Source organism: Shewanella electrica (genome assembly GCF_022321485.1).
In the GTDB taxonomy this organism is placed as follows: Bacteria; Pseudomonadota; Gammaproteobacteria; order Enterobacterales; family Shewanellaceae; genus Shewanella; species Shewanella electrica.
On record NZ_JAKOGG010000001.1, the window covers coordinates 70,630 to 89,370 of the forward strand.

12 protein-coding genes are annotated in these 18,741 nt (G+C 45.6%); 9 read left to right on the forward strand and 3 right to left on the reverse strand.

Features of this window, described 5'->3' with window-relative positions; all coding sequences use genetic code 11:
- Positions 1–15 precede the first annotated feature (15 nt).
- The 7 genes from ubiH (at position 16) to rdrB (ending at position 12,744) form a co-directional block, all read left to right on the forward strand.
- The gene (ubiH, locus tag L9G74_RS00270) at positions 16–1,275 is read left to right on the forward strand and encodes a 2-octaprenyl-6-methoxyphenyl hydroxylase (RefSeq protein WP_438944533.1); all 1,260 of its coding nucleotides are present in this window, start codon (positions 16–18) and stop codon (positions 1,273–1,275) included.
- 2 nt (positions 1,276–1,277) lie between these two features.
- Positions 1,278–2,492, forward strand: a complete 1,215-nt coding sequence (locus tag L9G74_RS00275) for an FAD-dependent oxidoreductase (protein ID WP_238894160.1) — start codon at positions 1,278–1,280, stop codon at positions 2,490–2,492.
- Positions 2,493–2,745: 253 nt separating this feature from the next.
- On the forward strand, positions 2,746–3,840 hold the full coding sequence (gene gcvT / locus L9G74_RS00280; RefSeq protein ID WP_238894162.1) for a glycine cleavage system aminomethyltransferase GcvT: 1,095 nt from the start codon (positions 2,746–2,748) through the stop codon (positions 3,838–3,840).
- Positions 3,841–3,862: 22 nt separating this feature from the next.
- Positions 3,863–4,252, forward strand: coding sequence for a glycine cleavage system protein GcvH (gene gcvH, locus L9G74_RS00285; protein ID WP_238894164.1), 390 nt, complete (start codon positions 3,863–3,865; stop codon positions 4,250–4,252).
- A 116-nt stretch (positions 4,253–4,368) separates the two neighbouring features.
- Positions 4,369–7,257: an aminomethyl-transferring glycine dehydrogenase gene (gene gcvP / locus L9G74_RS00290; protein WP_238894166.1), complete on the forward strand. Its 2,889-nt coding sequence runs from the start codon at positions 4,369–4,371 to the stop codon at positions 7,255–7,257.
- Positions 7,258–7,574: 317 nt separating this feature from the next.
- The gene (locus tag L9G74_RS00295; protein ID WP_238894168.1) at positions 7,575–10,235 is read left to right on the forward strand and encodes a hypothetical protein; all 2,661 of its coding nucleotides are present in this window, start codon (positions 7,575–7,577) and stop codon (positions 10,233–10,235) included.
- Positions 10,228–12,744, forward strand: coding sequence for an antiviral RADAR system adenosine deaminase RdrB (gene rdrB, locus L9G74_RS00300; RefSeq protein WP_238894170.1), 2,517 nt, complete (start codon positions 10,228–10,230; stop codon positions 12,742–12,744). The genes L9G74_RS00295 and rdrB overlap by 8 nt, the downstream gene beginning before the upstream one ends.
- 353 nt (positions 12,745–13,097) lie before the next feature.
- Here rdrB and L9G74_RS00305 read toward each other — a convergent pair whose 3' ends face one another.
- Together L9G74_RS00305 and L9G74_RS00310 are read right to left on the reverse strand one after the other, a co-directional pair.
- Positions 13,098–14,636, reverse strand: a complete 1,539-nt coding sequence (locus tag L9G74_RS00305; protein WP_238894172.1) for a phospholipase D family protein — start codon at positions 14,634–14,636, stop codon at positions 13,098–13,100.
- A 481-nt stretch (positions 14,637–15,117) separates the two neighbouring features.
- On the reverse strand, positions 15,118–16,155 hold the full coding sequence (locus L9G74_RS00310) for a transposase (RefSeq protein ID WP_238894174.1): 1,038 nt from the start codon (positions 16,153–16,155) through the stop codon (positions 15,118–15,120).
- A gap of 654 nt (positions 16,156–16,809) precedes the next feature.
- On the opposite strand from L9G74_RS00310, the gene L9G74_RS00315 reads away from it, so the two are divergent.
- Both L9G74_RS00315 and L9G74_RS00320 read left to right on the forward strand, forming a co-directional pair.
- Positions 16,810–16,953: a hypothetical protein gene (locus L9G74_RS00315; protein WP_238894175.1), complete on the forward strand. Its 144-nt coding sequence runs from the start codon at positions 16,810–16,812 to the stop codon at positions 16,951–16,953.
- Positions 16,954–17,143: 190 nt separating this feature from the next.
- On the forward strand, positions 17,144–17,491 hold the full coding sequence (locus L9G74_RS00320; protein WP_238894177.1) for a hypothetical protein: 348 nt from the start codon (positions 17,144–17,146) through the stop codon (positions 17,489–17,491).
- An 82-nt stretch (positions 17,492–17,573) separates the two neighbouring features.
- Here the strand turns inward: L9G74_RS00320 and L9G74_RS00325 are convergent, their stop codons facing one another.
- A complete protein-coding gene (locus tag L9G74_RS00325) occupies positions 17,574–18,566 on the reverse strand; it encodes a DUF6138 family protein (RefSeq protein WP_238894179.1) in 993 nt (330 codons plus the stop codon).
- Positions 18,567–18,741 lie beyond the last annotated feature (175 nt).

The window sequence follows — 18,741 nt, forward strand, 5'->3', positions numbered from 1 at the left end:
GTCAGTCGCACTGGCCTGATAACAACAATGGATTCTAACGCCAATTTGACGCAGGTCGATATTGCCATTGTCGGCGGAGCTATGGTGGGCGCCAGCGCCGCCTTAGGCTTGGCCGAACAAGCCAAACGTATAGGCAAACCCCTGCGTATCGCCGTGATTGAGGCGCATCAATCAGGTCAACAAGCTTCCGGTTTTGATGCCCGCGCCATCGCGGTGGCACACGGCTCAATTTTCGCCCTAAAACAGTTAGGTATTTGGCCACATCTGGCTAAGCTTGGCACCGCGATTACCGATATTCATGTGTCTGATCGCGGCCATTTTGGTATGACCGAAATCAATGCTGAGCGCTTCCATCTGGATGCTTTAGGCCAAGTGGTCGAACTCACCCGCGCAGGTCAGCAGTTAGAAGCCTTACTGCAACAAAGCGATATCAACTATTTTTGCCCAGCCACGCTTGCCAGCATCGACAGCACTGCGGCACAACACCGCTTAACCCTCGACGATGGCCGCCAAATCGACTGCCAGTTGCTGGTGGCCGCCGATGGCCTAACTTCCAAAGTACGGCAGCTGCAACAGCAACCGCTGGAAGTGAACGAGTTTGGTCAAAGCGCCATTATCGCCAACGTCACTTGCAGCAAGCCGCATCAGCACATGGCGTGGGAGCGCTTCACCGAAAACGGCCCGCTGGCATTATTGCCCATGGCCGACAGTGACGGCCAACCGCGCTTGTCGTTAGTGTGGGCGATGGCAACGCCACTGTTACAGCAACATCTCGAATTATCCGACGCCGACTTTTTACAGGCGCTGCAGCAAGCATTTGGCAACCGCGCGGGCGAGTTTGTCAAAGTGGGCCAGCGCCACAGTTACCCGCTGGCGTTATCGCAAATGCCGCGTCCGGCGTATCACCGCACCCTGTATATTGGCAACGCCGCACAGACCTTGCATCCCATTGCTGGACAAGGTTTTAACCTCGGGTTACGTGACGTCATGGCACTGATTGATGTGGTTAGCCACGCACTTACGCAAAATGGGGATGTCGGCAGCGCAAAAGTGATCCATGATTATCTAGCAAGCCGCACAGACGATCGCCGCGAAACTATCGCCAGCATTGAGCTGTTAGTGCGCGGATTTTCCAACCAACATTGGCCGTTGGTAGCGGGGCGTAATCTTGGCTTGCGCATGTTGTCGTGGTTTCCGCCATTAAAAACGCCGGTAGCGCAACGGGCGATGGGCTGGCAAGGGCGGCAGCAAAGCATTTCGTGGACAAGGAGCTAAGCATGTTCAAAACCCAAAGTTATGATGTGGCCGTCATCGGCGGTGGCATGGTTGGTTTAGCAACAGCGTGTGGATTAGCTAAGTCGGGCCTGCAAGTGGTGGTGATTGATAGCCGCGCCGCCGCACCAGTAACTGGCGTACCGCGCTTGCGTGTCAGCGCGATTAACAAAGCCAGCCAAGCGTTATTAGAAAACTTAGGCGCTTGGCACAACATTCCTGCTGAACGTCTGGCGCCATACAGCAAAATGGATGTGTGGGAAAAAGATGGCATGGGCGCGATTCAATTTGATGCCGCCAACATCTGCGAAAACTCCCTCGGCACCATCATCGAAAACGATGCGATTCAATACGCCTTGGCGCAAAGTGCCCACGACGAAACCAATCTTACCCTGCTGGAAAACGAACACGTACGCACCTTGGCCTTTGGCGAGCGCGAAGCGTGGATCACCCTTGAACGCGGTGACAGTTTAAGTGCAGCGCTCGTGGTGGCCGCCGATGGCGCTAACTCTTGGGTACGTCAGCAATGCCAAATCCCACTGACGTTTTGGGATTATGACCATCAAGCAATTGTCGCCACCATCAAAACCCAACTACCACATAATGGCTGCGCCCGTCAGGCATTTTCAGCCGATGGCCCGCTAGCCTTTTTGCCGCTGTTTGAAGCGGATTTATGCTCCATTGTTTGGTCAGTTCCGCCAGAAAAAGCCGAGCAACTGCTGGCGTTGGATGATGAGTCATTCAACAAAGCACTCACCGCCGCTTTTGATGGCAAGCTGGGTTTATGTCAGCTACAAAGCGAACGCCAATCGTTCCCGCTGCGGATGCGTTTTGCCCGTCACTTTGCCCAACATCGGTTAGTGTTGGCGGGCGACGCGGCACATACCATTCATCCATTAGCCGGGCAGGGCGTTAACTTAGGCTTTTTAGATGCAGGCGCCATTGTCGAAGTGGTGAGCAAACTGCACAGCGAAGACAAAGATATCGGCGCTTATGAAAACCTGCGCACCTTAGAGCGTTGGCGTAAAGCAGAAGCGATGGAGATGATTGCCGCGATGGAAGGCTTCCATCGACTGTTCTTAGGTAACAATCCGGTGAAGAAAGCGATCCGCGATATCGGCTTAAACCTCGTTAATAGTGTTTCAGGAATGAAAACACTGTTCATGCAACAGGCCATGGGACATAAATTCAAGTTACCGTCACTTTGCCGCCCTAATTAGAAAATCTGGTTTAACGCCATATATCCACACAAAAGCCCAAAATAAATTGATATTTTGGGCTTTTATTTTGCCTGTCTAAGCCTCAATAGTAGGTTTTAATAATGCCTATTCATAAGTAAAACTAATGCATAAACCCTCGGATTAGAAATTTAACCTGTATAACAAATTCGGCCGCAGTTTATACTCGGGAAGCATTTTGACCCTGTGTCAGCAGGATAAGAACATCGCAAGCCCCGACAGAGAAGGGATAACAATGGCTAATAAAACTGTTCTCTACGCCAAGCATGTAGAAGCTAATGCAAAGATTGTCGACTTCCACGGCTGGGATATGCCGCTGAACTACGGCTCTCAAATTGAAGAGCATCACGCAGTGCGTAAAGATGCCGGTATGTTTGACGTATCACACATGACCGTAGTGGATATCAAAGGCGAAAAAGCCCAAGCGTTTTTGCGTTATCTGCTGGCCAATGATGTGGCCAAACTCAAAGTGACTGGTAAAGCACTCTACAGCGGCATGCTTAACGAAGACGCCGGTGTGATTGATGACCTGATCACTTACTACCTCACCGATACCTATTACCGCATGGTAGTTAACTCCGCCACACGCGAAAAAGACCTCGCATGGATCAACAAGCAAGCCGCCGCCTTTGATGTCAGCATCACTGAGCTACCAGAACTTGCCATGATCGCCGTGCAAGGCCCTAACGCTAAAGCCAAAGCCGCCACCGTATTTACTGCTGAGCAAAACGCCGCAGTAGAGGGGATGAAGCCGTTCTTTGGTGTGCAAGCAGGTTCACTGTTTATCGCCACTACCGGTTATACCGGTGAAGCGGGCTATGAAATCATGGTGCCAGAAGCCGAAGCCGCTGATCTGTGGCAAGCGCTGTTAGACGCTGGCGTGCAACCCGCTGGCCTTGGCGCCCGTGACACGCTGCGCCTTGAAGCAGGCATGAACCTCTATGGTCAAGACATGGATGAAACCATCAATCCATTAGCCGCTAACATGGGCTGGACCATTGCATGGGAACCAAGCGAGCGCGACTTTATTGGCCGCGCGGCGCTGACTGAATTAAAAGCTGCTGGCACCGACAAACTGGTTGGGCTGGTGATGGAAGAAAAAGGTGTACTGCGTCACGGCATGCCTGTGTATTTCACCGATGATAACGGTGTTGAGCACGAAGGCATTATTACCAGCGGTACATTCTCACCCACATTAGGCTATTCTATTGCGATGGCACGTGTTCCTAACGCAATCGGGAGCACTGCCGAAGTGGAGATGCGCAAGAAGCGCGTCGCTGTAAAGGTGATCGCACCTAATTTTGTGCGCAACGGCAAACAAGCATTCTGAATTAAGGCAAAGGAAGACAAGAATGAGCAACATTCCTAACGAACTACTCTATACCGCTTCACATGAATGGGTTCGTAAAGAATCTGACGGTAGCTACACCGTAGGTATCACTGAACACGCGCAAGAGCTGCTCGGTGACATGGTATTCGTAGAATTGCCAGAAGTGGGCGATACCCTGAGCGCTGGCGACGATTGCGCCGTAGCGGAATCAGTAAAAGCCGCTTCTGACATCTACGCACCTATCTCTGGTGAAGTAGTTGCCGTTAACGAAGCGCTGGAAGATAGCCCAGAACTGGTTAACAGCGATCCATACAACGACGGTTGGTTCTTCCGCGTTATGCCTTCTGACGATGGCGACTTGGAAAACCTACTGGACGCTGATGCCTATCAGGCCGTCATCGACGAAGAATAATCGTCGGTGAGTTCGAAGCCCCATTTAGGGGCTTCGTTTGTTTGAACATCATAACGACCGATAGTTAGCCTCCCCCTACAAGGCGTATATCGGCGACAAGTGGAAACGATAGTCACATGACCAAGCAAACCCTCGCTCAGCTCGAGCAACACGATCTCTTTATCCGCCGCCATATTGGCTCTGATGCCGCACAACAGCAACAGATGCTCAACTATGTTGGCGCAGAATCTTTAGACGATCTCACCGCCCAAATCGTACCGGGTGCCATTCGCTTAAACCGTGAATTAGCATTGGATGACAGCTGCACCGAAGCCGCTGGTACGGCGTATTTGCGCGATGTTGCCGCTAAGAATCAGGTATTCAAAAGCTACATCGGTATGGGTTACTACGGTACTGAAGTACCCAACGTGATCCTGCGTAACGTGCTGGAAAATCCCGGTTGGTACACGGCCTACACGCCATATCAGCCAGAGATTGCCCAAGGCCGTTTAGAAGCGATTTTGAACTACCAACAGATGTCGATGGATTTGACCGGTCTGGACTTGGCCTCCGCTTCGTTGCTGGATGAAGCTACTGCCGCCGCCGAAGCCATGGCACTAGCAAAACGCGTGTCTAAAGCCAAAAAAGCCAACATCTTCTTTGTGGCGGACGACGTGTTCCCACAAACCATCGACGTGGTAAAAACGCGCGCCGAATGTTTCGGTTTTGAAGTGGTAGTTGGCCCAGCGGAAACCGCCGTCAACTACGAGCTGTTTGGCGCACTGTTCCAATACACCAACAAATTTGGTGCCATTGGTGATTACGCTGAGCTGTTTGCCAAGCTGCAAGCACAGAAAGCGATTGTGACTGTTGCGGCTGACATCATGTCGCTGGTTGTGCTGCAAGCACCGGGTGCTATCGGCGCTGACGTAGTGTTTGGTTCTACGCAACGCTTTGGCGTACCAATGGGCTTTGGTGGTCCACACGCGGCGTTCTTCGTCACTAAAGATGAACACAAACGCTCAATGCCGGGTCGTATTATCGGCGTATCAAAAGATACTCGCGGCAACACCGCACTGCGTATGGCCATGCAAACGCGTGAGCAACATATCCGCCGCGAAAAAGCCAACTCTAACATCTGTACTGCGCAGATCCTGCTGGCTAACATGGCCTCGTTCTACGCCGTATATCACGGCCCACAAGGCCTGAAAACGATTGCTGAACGCATCCACCGCCTGACCGATATTCTGGCGGCAGGTTTGACAGCCAAAGGCGTCAGCGTTAGTAACAACACCTGGTTTGATACCTTAACCTTCAACGTTGCCGACAGCGCCGCCGTTATCGCCCGTGCTCAAGCCGCTGAAGTTAACCTGCGTATCGATGCCGAAGGCAGCTTAGGCGTGAGCCTCGCCGAAACTACCACCCGCGCTGATATCGCCGAACTGTTCGATATCATCCTTGGCGCTGGACATGGTTTGGATGTAGCGCAACTGGATAGCGACATTGTGGCTAACGGTAGTTTGTCTATTCCGCCACACTTGCTGCGTGACGATGCCATTCTGAGCCACCCAACCTTCAATCAGTATCACAGCGAAACTGAGATGATGCGTTACATCAAGCGCTTAGAAGATAAAGACTTGGCGCTGAACCACTCGATGATTTCACTCGGCTCATGCACCATGAAGCTCAACGCCGCAGTAGAAATGAACCCAGTGAGCTGGCCAGAATTTGCCAACATGCACCCATTCTGCCCACAAGAACAAGCCCAAGGTTACACCCAATTGGTGGACGAACTGTCGGCTTGGTTGGTAGAAATCACTGGTTACGATGCAGTGTGCATGCAGCCAAACTCAGGCGCACAAGGCGAATACGCTGGCTTGTTGGCGATTAAGAAATACTACGAAGCCAACGGCCAAGCGCACCGCGACGTGTGTTTAATCCCACACTCTGCCCACGGGACTAACCCAGCATCAGCACAGCTGGCGGGCATGAAAGTAGTGGTGGTTGAATGTGACAAACAAGGTAACGTTGACTTAGACGACCTGCGCACTCGCGCGGCGGAAGTGGCCGACAACCTCGCTTGCATCATGATCACTTACCCATCTACCCACGGTGTGTATGAAGAATCAGTGCGCGACATCTGCGACATCATTCATCAACACGGTGGCCAAGTGTACTTGGACGGCGCCAACATGAACGCGCAGGTAGGCATTACTGCACCGGGCTTTATTGGTGCCGACGTATCGCACCTCAACCTACATAAAACCTTTGCTATCCCGCACGGCGGTGGTGGCCCAGGTATGGGTCCTATCGGTGTTAAAGCGCATTTGGCACCGTTCGTCGCCGGTCACTCAGTGGTTAAACTGGGCAAAGCAAGCGACAACAACGGCGCAGTTTCTGCGGCGCAATACGGTAGCGCGGGCATCCTGCCAATCAGCTGGATGTACATCAAGCTGCTGGGCGCTAAAGGCCTACGTTTGTCGACCCAAAACGCCATGCTGAACGCTAACTACTTAGCCAAAAAGCTGTCTGAGCACTATCCAGTGTTGTACCGTGGCCGTAACGACCGCGTGGCGCACGAATGTATTATCGACCTGCGCCCGTTAAAAGAAGCGTCAGGCGTGACCGAAATGGATATCGCTAAGCGTTTGAACGACTACGGTTTCCACGCGCCAACCATGAGCTTCCCGGTAGCGGGTACGCTGATGATTGAGCCAACCGAATCTGAATCAAAAGTGGAACTGGATCGCTTCATCGACGCCATGGTGTCAATCCGTAGCGAAATCGCCAAAGTGGCCGCCGGTGAATGGCCAGCGGATAACAACCCGCTGCACAACGCACCGCACACTATGGCTGATATCATGGACCCAACGTTTGACGAACGTCCATACAGCCGTGAACTGGCTGTGTTCCCAAGCGCAGCGGTACGTGCCAATAAGTTTTGGCCGACCGTGAACCGGATTGATGATGTTTATGGCGACCGCAATTTGTTCTGTAGCTGTGTGCCGATGGAAGACTATAAGTAGCCTGCTCATGGCTACTTGGCCTTGCATGCTCATGTAAAGAGCCACGTTAGCGAAAGATTTCCGCTGCTCATTTACTACAGTAAACTGCGCGGCGAAAATCCCCCGCTGCCTTGCCTTAGCATCGGCAGTCACGCCATTTAGCTGGGTGGAAGATTAGATACTGAAAGGCGAACCGAAAGGTTCGCTTTTTTTTGGCTGTTAACTACGTAAGCTTTGCTTTTTGTGAATAAATACTACTAATTTGATAAAAAATCTAGAATATATGCTGAATAATCAATATTATTAAAACTATTCTTCTGCATTATTGAAGCGATGTTATGTCATCTATAATACTAAACCTTGAAAAGCCTGAATATGATGAATATTTTTCTACTGATGAATTATGGCAACAGCAAGCAGCAGATATTTTAGTTAAACATCTCGAAAAGTTCGGTATACAGGCTGCTGATAGGACTGTTAAAAATAGTCTGCACATTGATCTAAACAGCATTCATGATGCGATATTAATTAGTGGAGGAAGAGGAACTGGTAAATCGGTTTTTTTAAAAAATGCGAAATCCATATGGAAAAAAAAGAAAAAGGATGATGGTCTTGTCCCTGCATTGCACTTTACACCAATAATTGATCCTACTTTGTTACAAGATCACGATAGTTTTACGAATGTTCTTATTGCTCATATCTATAACCAAGTTATTTGTGAATTAAACTCATCTCAGCGATGTTCATCAAGACACGAAATTAATGAAAAAAAGTTTTATGATTCTCTTCGCAAGTTAGCAGAGGCTATAGAACAACCGGGTGATATAAGTGAACATGCTGGTTTAGATAAAATTATTCAGTACAGCTCTGGAATAAAAATAGACAAATTATTTTATGAGTTTGTTGCGGCTGCAAAAAATATTCTTAATTGTGATGCCATCGTATTGCCAATCGATGATGTAGATATGGCATTGGGTAAGGCATATTCGGTATTAGAGGAAATTCGTCGACGACTGTCTTGCCCCGACATCATCCCAATAGTGAGCGGTGATCTGGAGTTATATCAGCATTTAGTTAAATTAAAACTAGCAAATGATCTAAATAGTGAGCCTCCTTTTAATGATAATGACTCACAATTTCGTGATGAAAAAAGCAAAGAATTATCTGAGGCATATGTAACTAAAGTACTACCTAATCAATATCGTATTGCTTTGCAGCCGATAGAAGACCTTGTTTCAAGTCTTATTATTAAGGATCCTGAACTTACAATACCTAATCACAAACAGTCCTATCAAGACTACCAACACAATTTAAAACGCTACTTCTTTGGTTCAATTAATAGTGAAGAAAAGAGTGCTGATTATCCGTTACCCTCTTCAGCTCGTGAAGTTGGACAACTAGTCAGATTACTTCCGCCATCCATACTTTGTAAAACAGATTTTAACCAACAATTGTCATTACAGGACTGGGAAAGTATGCGTATCTGGGCAGAGGGTAAACAACATGGTGCTAGTTATGTTCTAGCACGCTCGGCAATTCAACTTCTGCATAAAAAAGAACAGCCATTTAGGTTAACCCAGTTAATGGCTTTTAATGTTAAAGAGCAAGCTGCTCAACGATTGCCATGGGCTAAATACGACTATATTGATGAACAAAAGAGAGTGGCAAAAGTATACGCGATTGCAGACAATGACAATTTACTTTCTAATACGATCAGAGATAAAATTTTACGTAGTATGCCACCGTTAGAAATGCATACAGATAGGATGTCAATTACTAACGATAATGCAAAAGAAGATAAGAGCAAATTAGCTTTAGGTGTTTACACTAATTGGGCATATTACAGCACGCAAGGTAATCAGCAGAGAAAAATATTTTTTAGTCGGGCATTTGAATTACTTGCTACATCACTTTTTATGGCTTCAAGTTTAAAGAATGAAAATAAGGAAGCTTGGAAAGACATATTTATAAATATTTTCAATAGTGTTCCTTTTTATTCAATACATGCATTAAATCCGACTAAAACAGTTAACGAAAATTCGCCTGATGATTTAGAAAATGGCTCTAAGAATATTACTGCAAGTAATGATGCAAATGAAGACATTAAAATTATTGTTGATTTTTCTAATGAATTAATTAATTGGGTAGAGAAATATGCAAGTATTTTACAAGATTATATAACGGATACCTCTCACCTTATAGCTTTGCTTTCTGCAGTGTTTAATAAAGCGTTTAGTCAACTTAATATTTTAAGAGAACGCTATCATAATGATAAGAATAAAGAGGATCAGCTCCTTGATGCCATCCTTCGGTACCGATATATATTAGTGAATGCTTTTGCATCTTTTATAAAGTCAGATGGTGTAGTTCAGGCTAACTTAGCTCTTGATACTTTACCTACCACTCTTCGAGATATAAATTATTTTTCTAGTTTCTCAAGCACTTATAAGAGGAATGTAGGGTGGATTCATACTTCTGCAGCGAGTGAGCATAGTAATAATGATACGAAAGGTGCGCTTAGTGAGAGTAGCAAGGACGATTTGAAAGATACAACTGTTGATAAAATAGAAAATACGTCAGGTGTTAAATTTTTAGAATCTATTTTGAATCACCCTATTTTTACCGGGTTGGGCATAAATATAGATGACTGTGTTGATGTAGAATCCGCTCCAATTACTTTTATTTTTAGTAAACCCAAAGCTCGTAGTTCATCCAATAGCAATCAAAAACTAGGCAATACAACAAAACAAAAAAAAGTACGGGGTAAGAGTTTTACAGCGATAAATAAGATTGCGATGAAAGGCAAAAGATATGACTCACCTGATGAATTAATTGCAGCTATTAACTCGGAAGCGTTTGCAAAAGAAGAACAAAAAAATCTTTTCACTGAATTAAATGATGAAATGACTAGAAAAGGCTCAAAAATAGACGACTACAAAGGTAAACATGTAAATGTATACAAAATTTTAGAGTCTATGCAGGTACATACCGATGCTTAATATTCAGTTGCAATGGTTAGTTCCTTCAGTATTAATGAGTTCGGATAGGTTGTTAAATTATGCAATTGAAACCACTTCACCGACAGTCACTAATAACGAAACTAAACAGCAAATTTATCGTTTGGCTATGCGAGACTACCAAGGGTATCTGTCTGGTAGATTAAGACGGGAAGACATCGACTTAGCACTAAGTCAGTGGATAGATATAGAGAAATCATTTGATTTGCTATCTGTATTGGATAAACTTCAGAAGCAATTTATACGCTGGTGTGGTGACCGCTTTGAAGTAGAAAACCATCAGCTTGAATCTTGGCTTGCTTTATTAAGTCAGATTGATCCTTCTTGGATAATCGGTGCTGGATATTCTGAGGCAATTGATAATGGTATTTTATCAGTGGAACAGGTCATTAGTTTGATAAGGGAGCAATGCCCCAATTCACTGCCAAAACGATTTGATGGCGAACCTGTTGCGGATAATCATGTACATCTTGGAGGGCACGGAAATAATAGCCTTTCAATGGCGGCTTTTGCGTTATACTTAAATAAGAAGCCAAATGATATAACTCGTGAAAGATGGCCTTACCGTGAAGAGCACAGCTTATTTAATAGTGGAATATGTGATCTTACCTTGCTACCTGTTCTATTCCATCGCCTGTTTGGTTTAATTATCAATGACGAATCAACTAAAGATACTAATAGAACAGACTCAGCATTTGATTGGCAATCATTATTGACTCATAACGTTACTCCTCATATCTCTAAGTTAATTAATTTTCCAGCTAATAGCCATTTCTTACGTTTATTACATGCTGCTACCAATGAAAATGGTCCAGCTAGTTGGTTATTAATCACAACTGCTTTTTTGTTATTAATACGTCAAAATGCTTCTGAACATCACAAATGCTTAGTTCAAGCCTTTATACAAACAGCATCGGTTTTGCGTAACTATATGATTGTATCTGGTGTTGGATTGGGTGATTTTGTCCAATATTTTGGGTTTAAATATCGAAAGCCACTTGTAGGGATAGATTACGGCAAGCAAAGTCAAATTTATGATCTTTATGACCACCATTTACGTGAATTTAGAATAGTTCAAAATAATTATCATTTTTTTTCGAGTGCAGCCAGAGATTTTATTAAGCAAAAGAAGGAGCATCAGGTTCATTTTGTTTATCACTTCACGAGGGGATTTGATAAAAAAGAAGAGTCCAGACGCTATACTTTTGCCCGCAAAAAAGTATCAAAACAACTCAAAAAATTGAGGGAACTCCTAAGCTCAGTTACTTTTGATGCCTATCCAATCGTTAGTGAAGACTTTACCAAGTCGCAACGAGTTGATCTACGTGCAATGTTGCGTGGATTTGATGTTGCAGGAAACGAAAACGAGTTACCAATAGAAGTATTTTCGCCTGCATTACGTTTACTGAGAAGTTCCAGTCACCACTATAAATTTCCTAGAGAGAAACGCTTACGGCAGCCATTTATAACTTTACATGCTGGTGAAGACTATGGGCATATATTGAGTGGGTTAAGGGCCATTGATGAAGCTGTGACATTTTGTGATTACAAGCCAGGAGATAGGATTGGCCATGGCTTAGCTTTAGGGGTAAATGTTGATAAATGGATAGAGAGACAACAACATATTTATCTGCCGTTACAGGAGCACCTCGATAACCTCGTTTGGTGTTATCAAAAAGGCATGGAATTGATCGCTACTTATCCTCAGTTTCAGCCAGCTGTTATGGTAATTAAGGAAAAAATATATCATTTTTGTCGCGAGTTACATGGTGAAGAACTGTCACCTCAGACACTCCGCCAAGCATGGAAGTTGCGTCGTAATTGTCCATTAACTATTGATAAACAGAATGATGCTCTTGACACAGAGCTACCAATTTTAGTTCCTGATTTAATGCAAATTATAGATGCTGAAAAAAGTTGTCCTGTGTCTAGAACTACGGCTTATGATCTCTGGCTAAAATATTTAGGTAGAAAACGTCATGATAAGGACCATAAGCAAATTGTTTCGATTAGTTACGCAAAAAAATTTGGAATAAATACCATACACTTCCAACCTGGAATACTTGAAGATTCGCTATCAGCTGGTGAACTTGAACTTATCCACGGAATACAAGACTTGATGTTGGAACAATTCAGTCAGTCGCAGTGGATTTTAGAGGCTTGTCCAACATCAAATGTATATATTGGTCGACTAGAAAGTTATCAAGAACACCCTATTTTTCGGTGGTCACCGCCAAAACGTGATGACCTTAAACCCGGGGAAAGAGCAAATCGATTTGGAATTCGTCGGGGCCCAGTAAAGGTATGTATTAATACCGATGATGCAGGTTTAATGCCAACAACGCTTGAAAATGAACATCGGGTGATAAAAGAATGTGCTATTCACTGCTATGGTGCTAGTGATCAAGATGCTAGTTTATGGATTGACTCTATTCGACGTACTGGCGTAGAAGTTTTTCGAACAAATCATCTCAATTGGGTTGTTGAGTAGTTTCACTTATGTACATTGAAACTAAATAGTTCGAAAATATTTTATTTAGGAAAGGCGAACTAAAATGTTCGCTTTTGGTTTATATGAAAAACAATTATTTGGTCTTTCTAAATAATTTTTATTAGTGAAATGATGAAGTGTATTAGTGGGGAGGTCTTGTTTTTCTACTTTCCGTTAGGCAGTAGTACGGCCAAGTACGTTCAGCTTAGGTAAAATGGCATGGCCATTGAGTTTAGAGCTCGCCAAGGTCGCTTTATCACGTTACCTCGCGAAGATTGAGCTAGTACAAATCATTGAAAGCCGATGTTGATTTGTCTTGTCTACCCTTGTTATTCACCTCAGCCCAATCGCAACTACAAAATATTCTTCGGCACAATTCTGCGTAATTTCACCCCGATGCGCTTGGATAAACTCTCCTCGCTGTCGGGGTTAAAGTCTTTGGTGATCTGCCATGCGTTGTCGGCTTCCATCTCTTTTAGCATGGAGGCTTTTACCTCTTGGGTAATCTCGGGTGAGTCAATCACTGTGATACTTTCAGTATTCAGGTTGGCGCTACGGGGATCAAAGTTGTAGGTGCCAATTACGGTGATGTGGTTATCAATGGTCATGGTTTTGGCATGTAGGCCAAAAATCGGCACGGTGGGTGAGCGTTTGTACATGTGCTCCGACATCACCCGTTGCCTGATTTTGGCGTCGGGTTTGAATTCATACACTTCTACGCCGGTAGCTAATAATGCGGCTCGGTTGCGTTGATATCCGCTAAACGCTTCTAGGTTGTCGTTGGAGGCTAAGCTGTTGGTGAGAATTTTAATGCTGATACCTTGCTCAACCAATTTACGCAGGAATGCTCGGTCGCTTTTGGTGGTAATCAGATAGGGCGTTTGAATCACAATGCTGTCGCTGGCGCTTTCAGCCAGTGCGACCAATTTATCGTTGGTGATGCTGCCGCCGCCGAGGAAATGGCTGCGGTCATTTTTGCCCGGTATGTCAGCCACGTATTCCACGTTATCGACAAATAAAAACTTACCTTCATCCGCAAGCTGCTGGAAGGTGGCGGGTACGTCTTCAATCTCTGCCCTAATCTCAGGGCTGAAATTGGCGGGGTTGCAGGCGTAGGAATGTAGCCGCGAAAATTCAGGATTTACCGGGTAGGGCAGATTATCAAACAGGGTTGCAATGGAAACGCTGAGGCTGCTTTGCCAATACTGCTCAAAGGAGTTCTCCACTGACTGAACTGCTTTACCGGCCAGAAAAACGTCGCGGTCTCTAAAGTTATATTCGTGGTCGAACCCAAAATATTCATCGGCAATATTGCGGCCGCCGGTAATGGCAACTTGCTGATCAACTAGGAACACCTTGTTGTGCATGCGTTGGTTGATGCCGTGAAAATCGGTCAGCAGCGCAGTAACCTTTTGCACGATATTCTTACCCACGTTCACGTTGGGGTTGTAGATTTTAATCTCGATATTTTTGTGGGCGTCTAACATTAATAGCTCGTCGCCGCGCGCTTCCAACATGATATCGTCCACCAATACCCGCACTTTTACGCCGCGCTCAGCCGCTCGTACTAAATAGTCGGTAGCAATCAACCCTACGTTATCAATGGAAAAGATAAAGTATTGTACGTCGATGGTTTTCTCCGCCCGCTCGGCTAGCCAAGCCCGCGACATCATTGCCTCTGTGCCTTGCTCTAATACATAAACACCGGTCTTGTGCTGCATCTCATTGGCGTAGGGCGCGGTAAATTCAGAGAGTGTTTGTGTGGTACTTGTTGGCGGCACTGCGCAATAGTCTTGATCTGATAACGGCACACTATCCGGCGCTGACGCACAGCCAGCAATGAGCAGCAAGATAGACGCTAAAGCGCTATGGGCGCAGGTTTTGTTGGGCATAAGGCAGATAACAAGCAAATATATTTATGTTGGAATTGAGTAACATACTCGTTTGAGCAAACGATGTCACCGCTACGGTTGTTATCTCGCACTAGAACATCTGACTGATTCCCCCTCAGTTATTCAACAAAAAATAATCAACAAAAAATGTGGACAGGCATAAACTCTAAAACGTAACCAACTGGCAAAAAATTAAAAGAAAATGAGGACAGGCATTAACTTTAAAAAAGAGATCTATGGGTAAAACCCATAGGAACGCACGAAAAATCAGGACATCCACGGTATTGCTTGAGCATTGCTTGGTGGCTTTTTTCTTCTGCGGGGGTCTGCGCTATTGTCGTTTGATGCAAAGTGAAGCTGATTTGGCTTCTTTTTGTGAATCGCAATGGCTGATAGCTAACTGATGGCGGATTTTGAATATACGTGGTCGATGAAGTTCGCTAGAGCTTCATCATTAGTGAACGAACAGGTGAGAACGGTGTTACTGATATAGGTCTTTGCTGTATTGTTTGCCTTTACACCACCTGCCACCTTGGCGGGCTTTGAATTCACACATTGCTGCCCAATTGCCACAAGCATGGGCATATTGTTTGTGGAATTCGGTGGCACTATGCATCCACGCATCCTTAGCGATCCCTAATTGTAGTAAGAGGCTGGGAACGGCATCAGCGATAGCTCCGTGTTTATCTGGCCGAATAGTACGACCAGTCCAATCAACCAGTTCGAGGTAATCAGCAAAGTGGAAGGGAATACCTGTTTGGGTGGCTGATTGCATTGCTCCATCAAAATGTAATAGCGGTTTTAACGATACGCTGGTATTACGTTGAGGTGTGTATTTCTGTTCGGTGGCTGTCGCAGCATTTGTTATTAGCTTTTGATGCTGTTGCTCTTTCAAACGCGCTTGTATTGAGGTGAAATCGGAGGTCACGATGCTGTCGGCAATCCCTTCGCGAATTGGATTTAAATCCACATACATCATGCAGGTTAGTAGCGCTTGTTCGTCGAGTAGCGCTTGAGACTTAAAGCGACCTTCCCAAAATACACCTGTGCATTCGTCCTCTTTATTGGCTTTGCGGGCTATCCCTTCATTGAGACAGCGCATAAACCAACTAATATCAGCTAGGCGTTTTCGCCATTCTTCAACTAAACCATCCAGCTGTAATTGCAGCGTTTTATCAAGTTTTTCACCTTTCAAGAATTGCGCAACTAACATCGGCGGGTGAAATAACTGCGTCCAGCGTTCGATTACGTCTGCTGTGGTCAGCGCTCGTTGGTTCGCAACATCAATTTTTAACACGAGATGATAGTGATTACTCATCACTGCATAGGCGCAAATATCGATACAGAAGATGGCAGAAAGCTGACGGATTTTAGTGGCTATCCATTCGCGTCGATGCTCATAACTACGGCCTGTTACAGCATCTTCACCACACAAAAATGCGCGACGGACGCAACGGTTAATGACGTGGTAGTAAGGGGTAGATTCAACATCAATCAAACGTCGGCGGGCAACGGTCATAACAACACTCCTTGTTGTATAAGCTCAGATCACTCCATGTGATAAGTCCAGAGTAACGGAAGTGTGACTCGGTCGGCAATAAGAAAGTAGTGCCTGTCCTAAGTTAGGTTTTTCCGAATGTATGTTGTGCCTGTCCTGATTGGAGGTGGTGCAGTAGATGCCATCAAGGGAGAACACTGGCTGTAAATCGATGTATCGGTCATATCCTGCTGGTACTTGTTTTTTGTTTTCTTCGTTAGTAAAGAAAATCATGCCTGTCCTCATTTAAGTTGCTGGCTGTAAATCGATGTATCAGTCATATCCTGCTGGTATTTGTTTTTTGTTTTCTTCGTTGGTTCAGAAAATCATGCCTGTCCTAGTTTAAGTTCATGATTTACTTACTAAGTCATTGTCACAAGACATTTTCTAACAAGTTAGAAAAAGAGCGCGTTGTCTCGATAACATGCGCATTTGCGATTGAGCAGCGACTTGAGCTGGTTGAACTATGGAAAAGAGAATGCGAACAAATAGCATTTTCGCTTAGCCAGCCTTAGCAGAGGAAGTTTCATTTTTTACTTATATTCTGTGACGGCGGTGGCAGCACTTGTGCGTGAAATGCTTAAAATTACTGCAAACTTAATGCTCGTTCATGAGCGATAAAAACGGGGTTGATGCATGGATTGGGAAGCGTTTTTAGCCGTGGGTGCGATGTCAGTTTTGCTGGTGTTGGTATTGTTGTCGGCGGGATCTTGGTTGAGCAGTTGGTTAGTTAAAGAGTATCGCTTCGCCGCATCACATCGCCCGTCTAGCCGTCAATAGGCGGTATTCTTGAAAGTATTTGTGCGCCGTTGTTTGCTGATTGCAACAACGGCGTTTTCGTTTGAGCGCCTAGCGTACCGTGCGGCGGATTAAGCAATTGGTTACATTCTTTGGCTGTTCACGCGCGCTAACGGGATGATGCTGGCTGCTAAGTGTCGTTAAAGCGGTTGAGTAACAAGGATAAGTACACATGGATTGGCAAGCGTTTTTTGCCGTTGGTGCGGCGATCTTGGTGCTGGCAGTGGTGTTATTGGTGCCGGGGTTGATGCTGGGGCGGCGACTGAGTAAGTGTTCATCAAATACGTTTTTGACTGGCGTTATTAACAAACGCTTTGGCGTGGTCGTGACGATTTTTGTGCTGCTGTGTGTCGCAGCAACTGCGGCACGTTATGTTGCGCCAACGTCATTTATCGGCCAGTGGACGGCAAGCAATGCAGGCTTATACAGTTTTATCGCGGTGCTGGCCGTATTGGTGACTGTTATCGAAAAACTGTTGCAGGCGTGCGGTATTAACCTGCTGCATGACGGTAAACAATAACCGCTAGCCAGAGCGGTTAACGGTTATTGTAAATCTCAATTCCTGTAAGCCGTTGCGAATGCGGCTAGAAGTTAAATCTCGATTACAGCTGTGCAGGGGCTTCAGCGTGATGCCAAGCAATTGGGCGCTGGGCTTGGGCTAATATCTCAGCTTCTAGTGCGTCAGCTTCATCGCCCAAGGTGCCATCTACCATGGGTTGTTGCCAAAAGGCTTGTTCGCTATCAATCCCTTCTTGCGCACTAAATAAGGTGGTAAATATTTCCCGAACGACTTTGACTTCAGTTTCAAGGTCGACGTTTTCGGCAATGGTCACAGGCGTGGTCAACAAACGTTGGCGCAGTGCGTGTTTAAACCAGCGATACTCTGCTGGATGTTCACGTAAATATTCACCGATAGGTTGGTTAAGACAGCCGTTTTGCCAAGGATGGACGAACATGTGTATGCGGTAGTAGCTGTTGTCACAGTGTACAAAGGCATTAATTAGTTGGCGGCTCCAGCCATGCTGCTGCACAAAATAGCTGAGAAATTCCTCATAGCCATGGGTATGCTCTTCGTCCCAATAATGAATGTAAAACTTGGCGAGTAACGTCACATATTGCACATCAACACAGGCGAGCATGAACAGTGCTTCGGTGCCAAACAGGCGCATACTATCAACCCACATCACATCGGTATTATTGCAGTAACGGGCATAAGCTACGATCAGTTCGGCGGTGGCGACGATGTCATCTTTGAGCTGCGGATATTGCAGCGCGAGGGCAAAGAACAAGATCTCAGAAATGTAGATTTCGTCATCGGGCTTAATTAGCTTGTCTTTGAGGTAACTAATATCGTCACTGCCTTTGCTAAGCGCTAGCTCGGCAATGTTTTGCATGTTGCCATCGGTGATGTCACTAAATTGCAACGGCCGTTGGCTGCCGTCTGCTTCGGTGGCAACAAATTCAATATCGAACCATTGGCCAACAAAGGCGGTGCCAGCGCGCAGGTGGTGTTGATATTGCTGTAATGCTGTGCGAATCGATTCTGGCTGATTGATTGCAATGGCGAGTTTGATGTCTTTTTCGAAATCTCTCATCGGGTCCCTTTGATAACAGTATATGGCGGCTAATGTTTAACGCGGGGCATTATGTTATCAAAGGTGCTGAGATTCAAATGGCTATAGCTGCGATGATGGCAAACGGCACGCATGGTTCAAGTGCTATTCCGTTTGTGTATGTTAGCGTGCAATTTTGAACTGAACGGGATTTATG

What these genes read in the sequence shown, in the direction of transcription:
- L9G74_RS00305 (WP_238894172.1), bottom strand. Translation starts at nt 14,636, where the DNA reads ATGCCCAACAAAACCTGCGCCCATAGCGCTTTAGCGTCTATCTTGCTG.
- L9G74_RS00295 (WP_238894168.1), top strand. Translation starts at nt 7,575, where the DNA reads ATGTCATCTATAATACTAAACCTTGAAAAGCCTGAATATGATGAATAT.
- gcvP (WP_238894166.1), top strand. Translation starts at nt 4,369, where the DNA reads ATGACCAAGCAAACCCTCGCTCAGCTCGAGCAACACGATCTCTTTATC.
- L9G74_RS00325 (WP_238894179.1), bottom strand. Translation starts at nt 18,566, where the DNA reads ATGAGAGATTTCGAAAAAGACATCAAACTCGCCATTGCAATCAATCAG.
- gcvT (WP_238894162.1), top strand. Translation starts at nt 2,746, where the DNA reads ATGGCTAATAAAACTGTTCTCTACGCCAAGCATGTAGAAGCTAATGCA.
- L9G74_RS00315 (WP_238894175.1), top strand. Translation starts at nt 16,810, where the DNA reads ATGGATTGGGAAGCGTTTTTAGCCGTGGGTGCGATGTCAGTTTTGCTG.
- gcvH (WP_238894164.1), top strand. Translation starts at nt 3,863, where the DNA reads ATGAGCAACATTCCTAACGAACTACTCTATACCGCTTCACATGAATGG.
- L9G74_RS00275 (WP_238894160.1), top strand. Translation starts at nt 1,278, where the DNA reads ATGTTCAAAACCCAAAGTTATGATGTGGCCGTCATCGGCGGTGGCATG.
- L9G74_RS00320 (WP_238894177.1), top strand. Translation starts at nt 17,144, where the DNA reads ATGGATTGGCAAGCGTTTTTTGCCGTTGGTGCGGCGATCTTGGTGCTG.
- L9G74_RS00310 (WP_238894174.1), bottom strand. Translation starts at nt 16,155, where the DNA reads ATGACCGTTGCCCGCCGACGTTTGATTGATGTTGAATCTACCCCTTAC.
- rdrB (WP_238894170.1), top strand. Translation starts at nt 10,228, where the DNA reads ATGCTTAATATTCAGTTGCAATGGTTAGTTCCTTCAGTATTAATGAGT.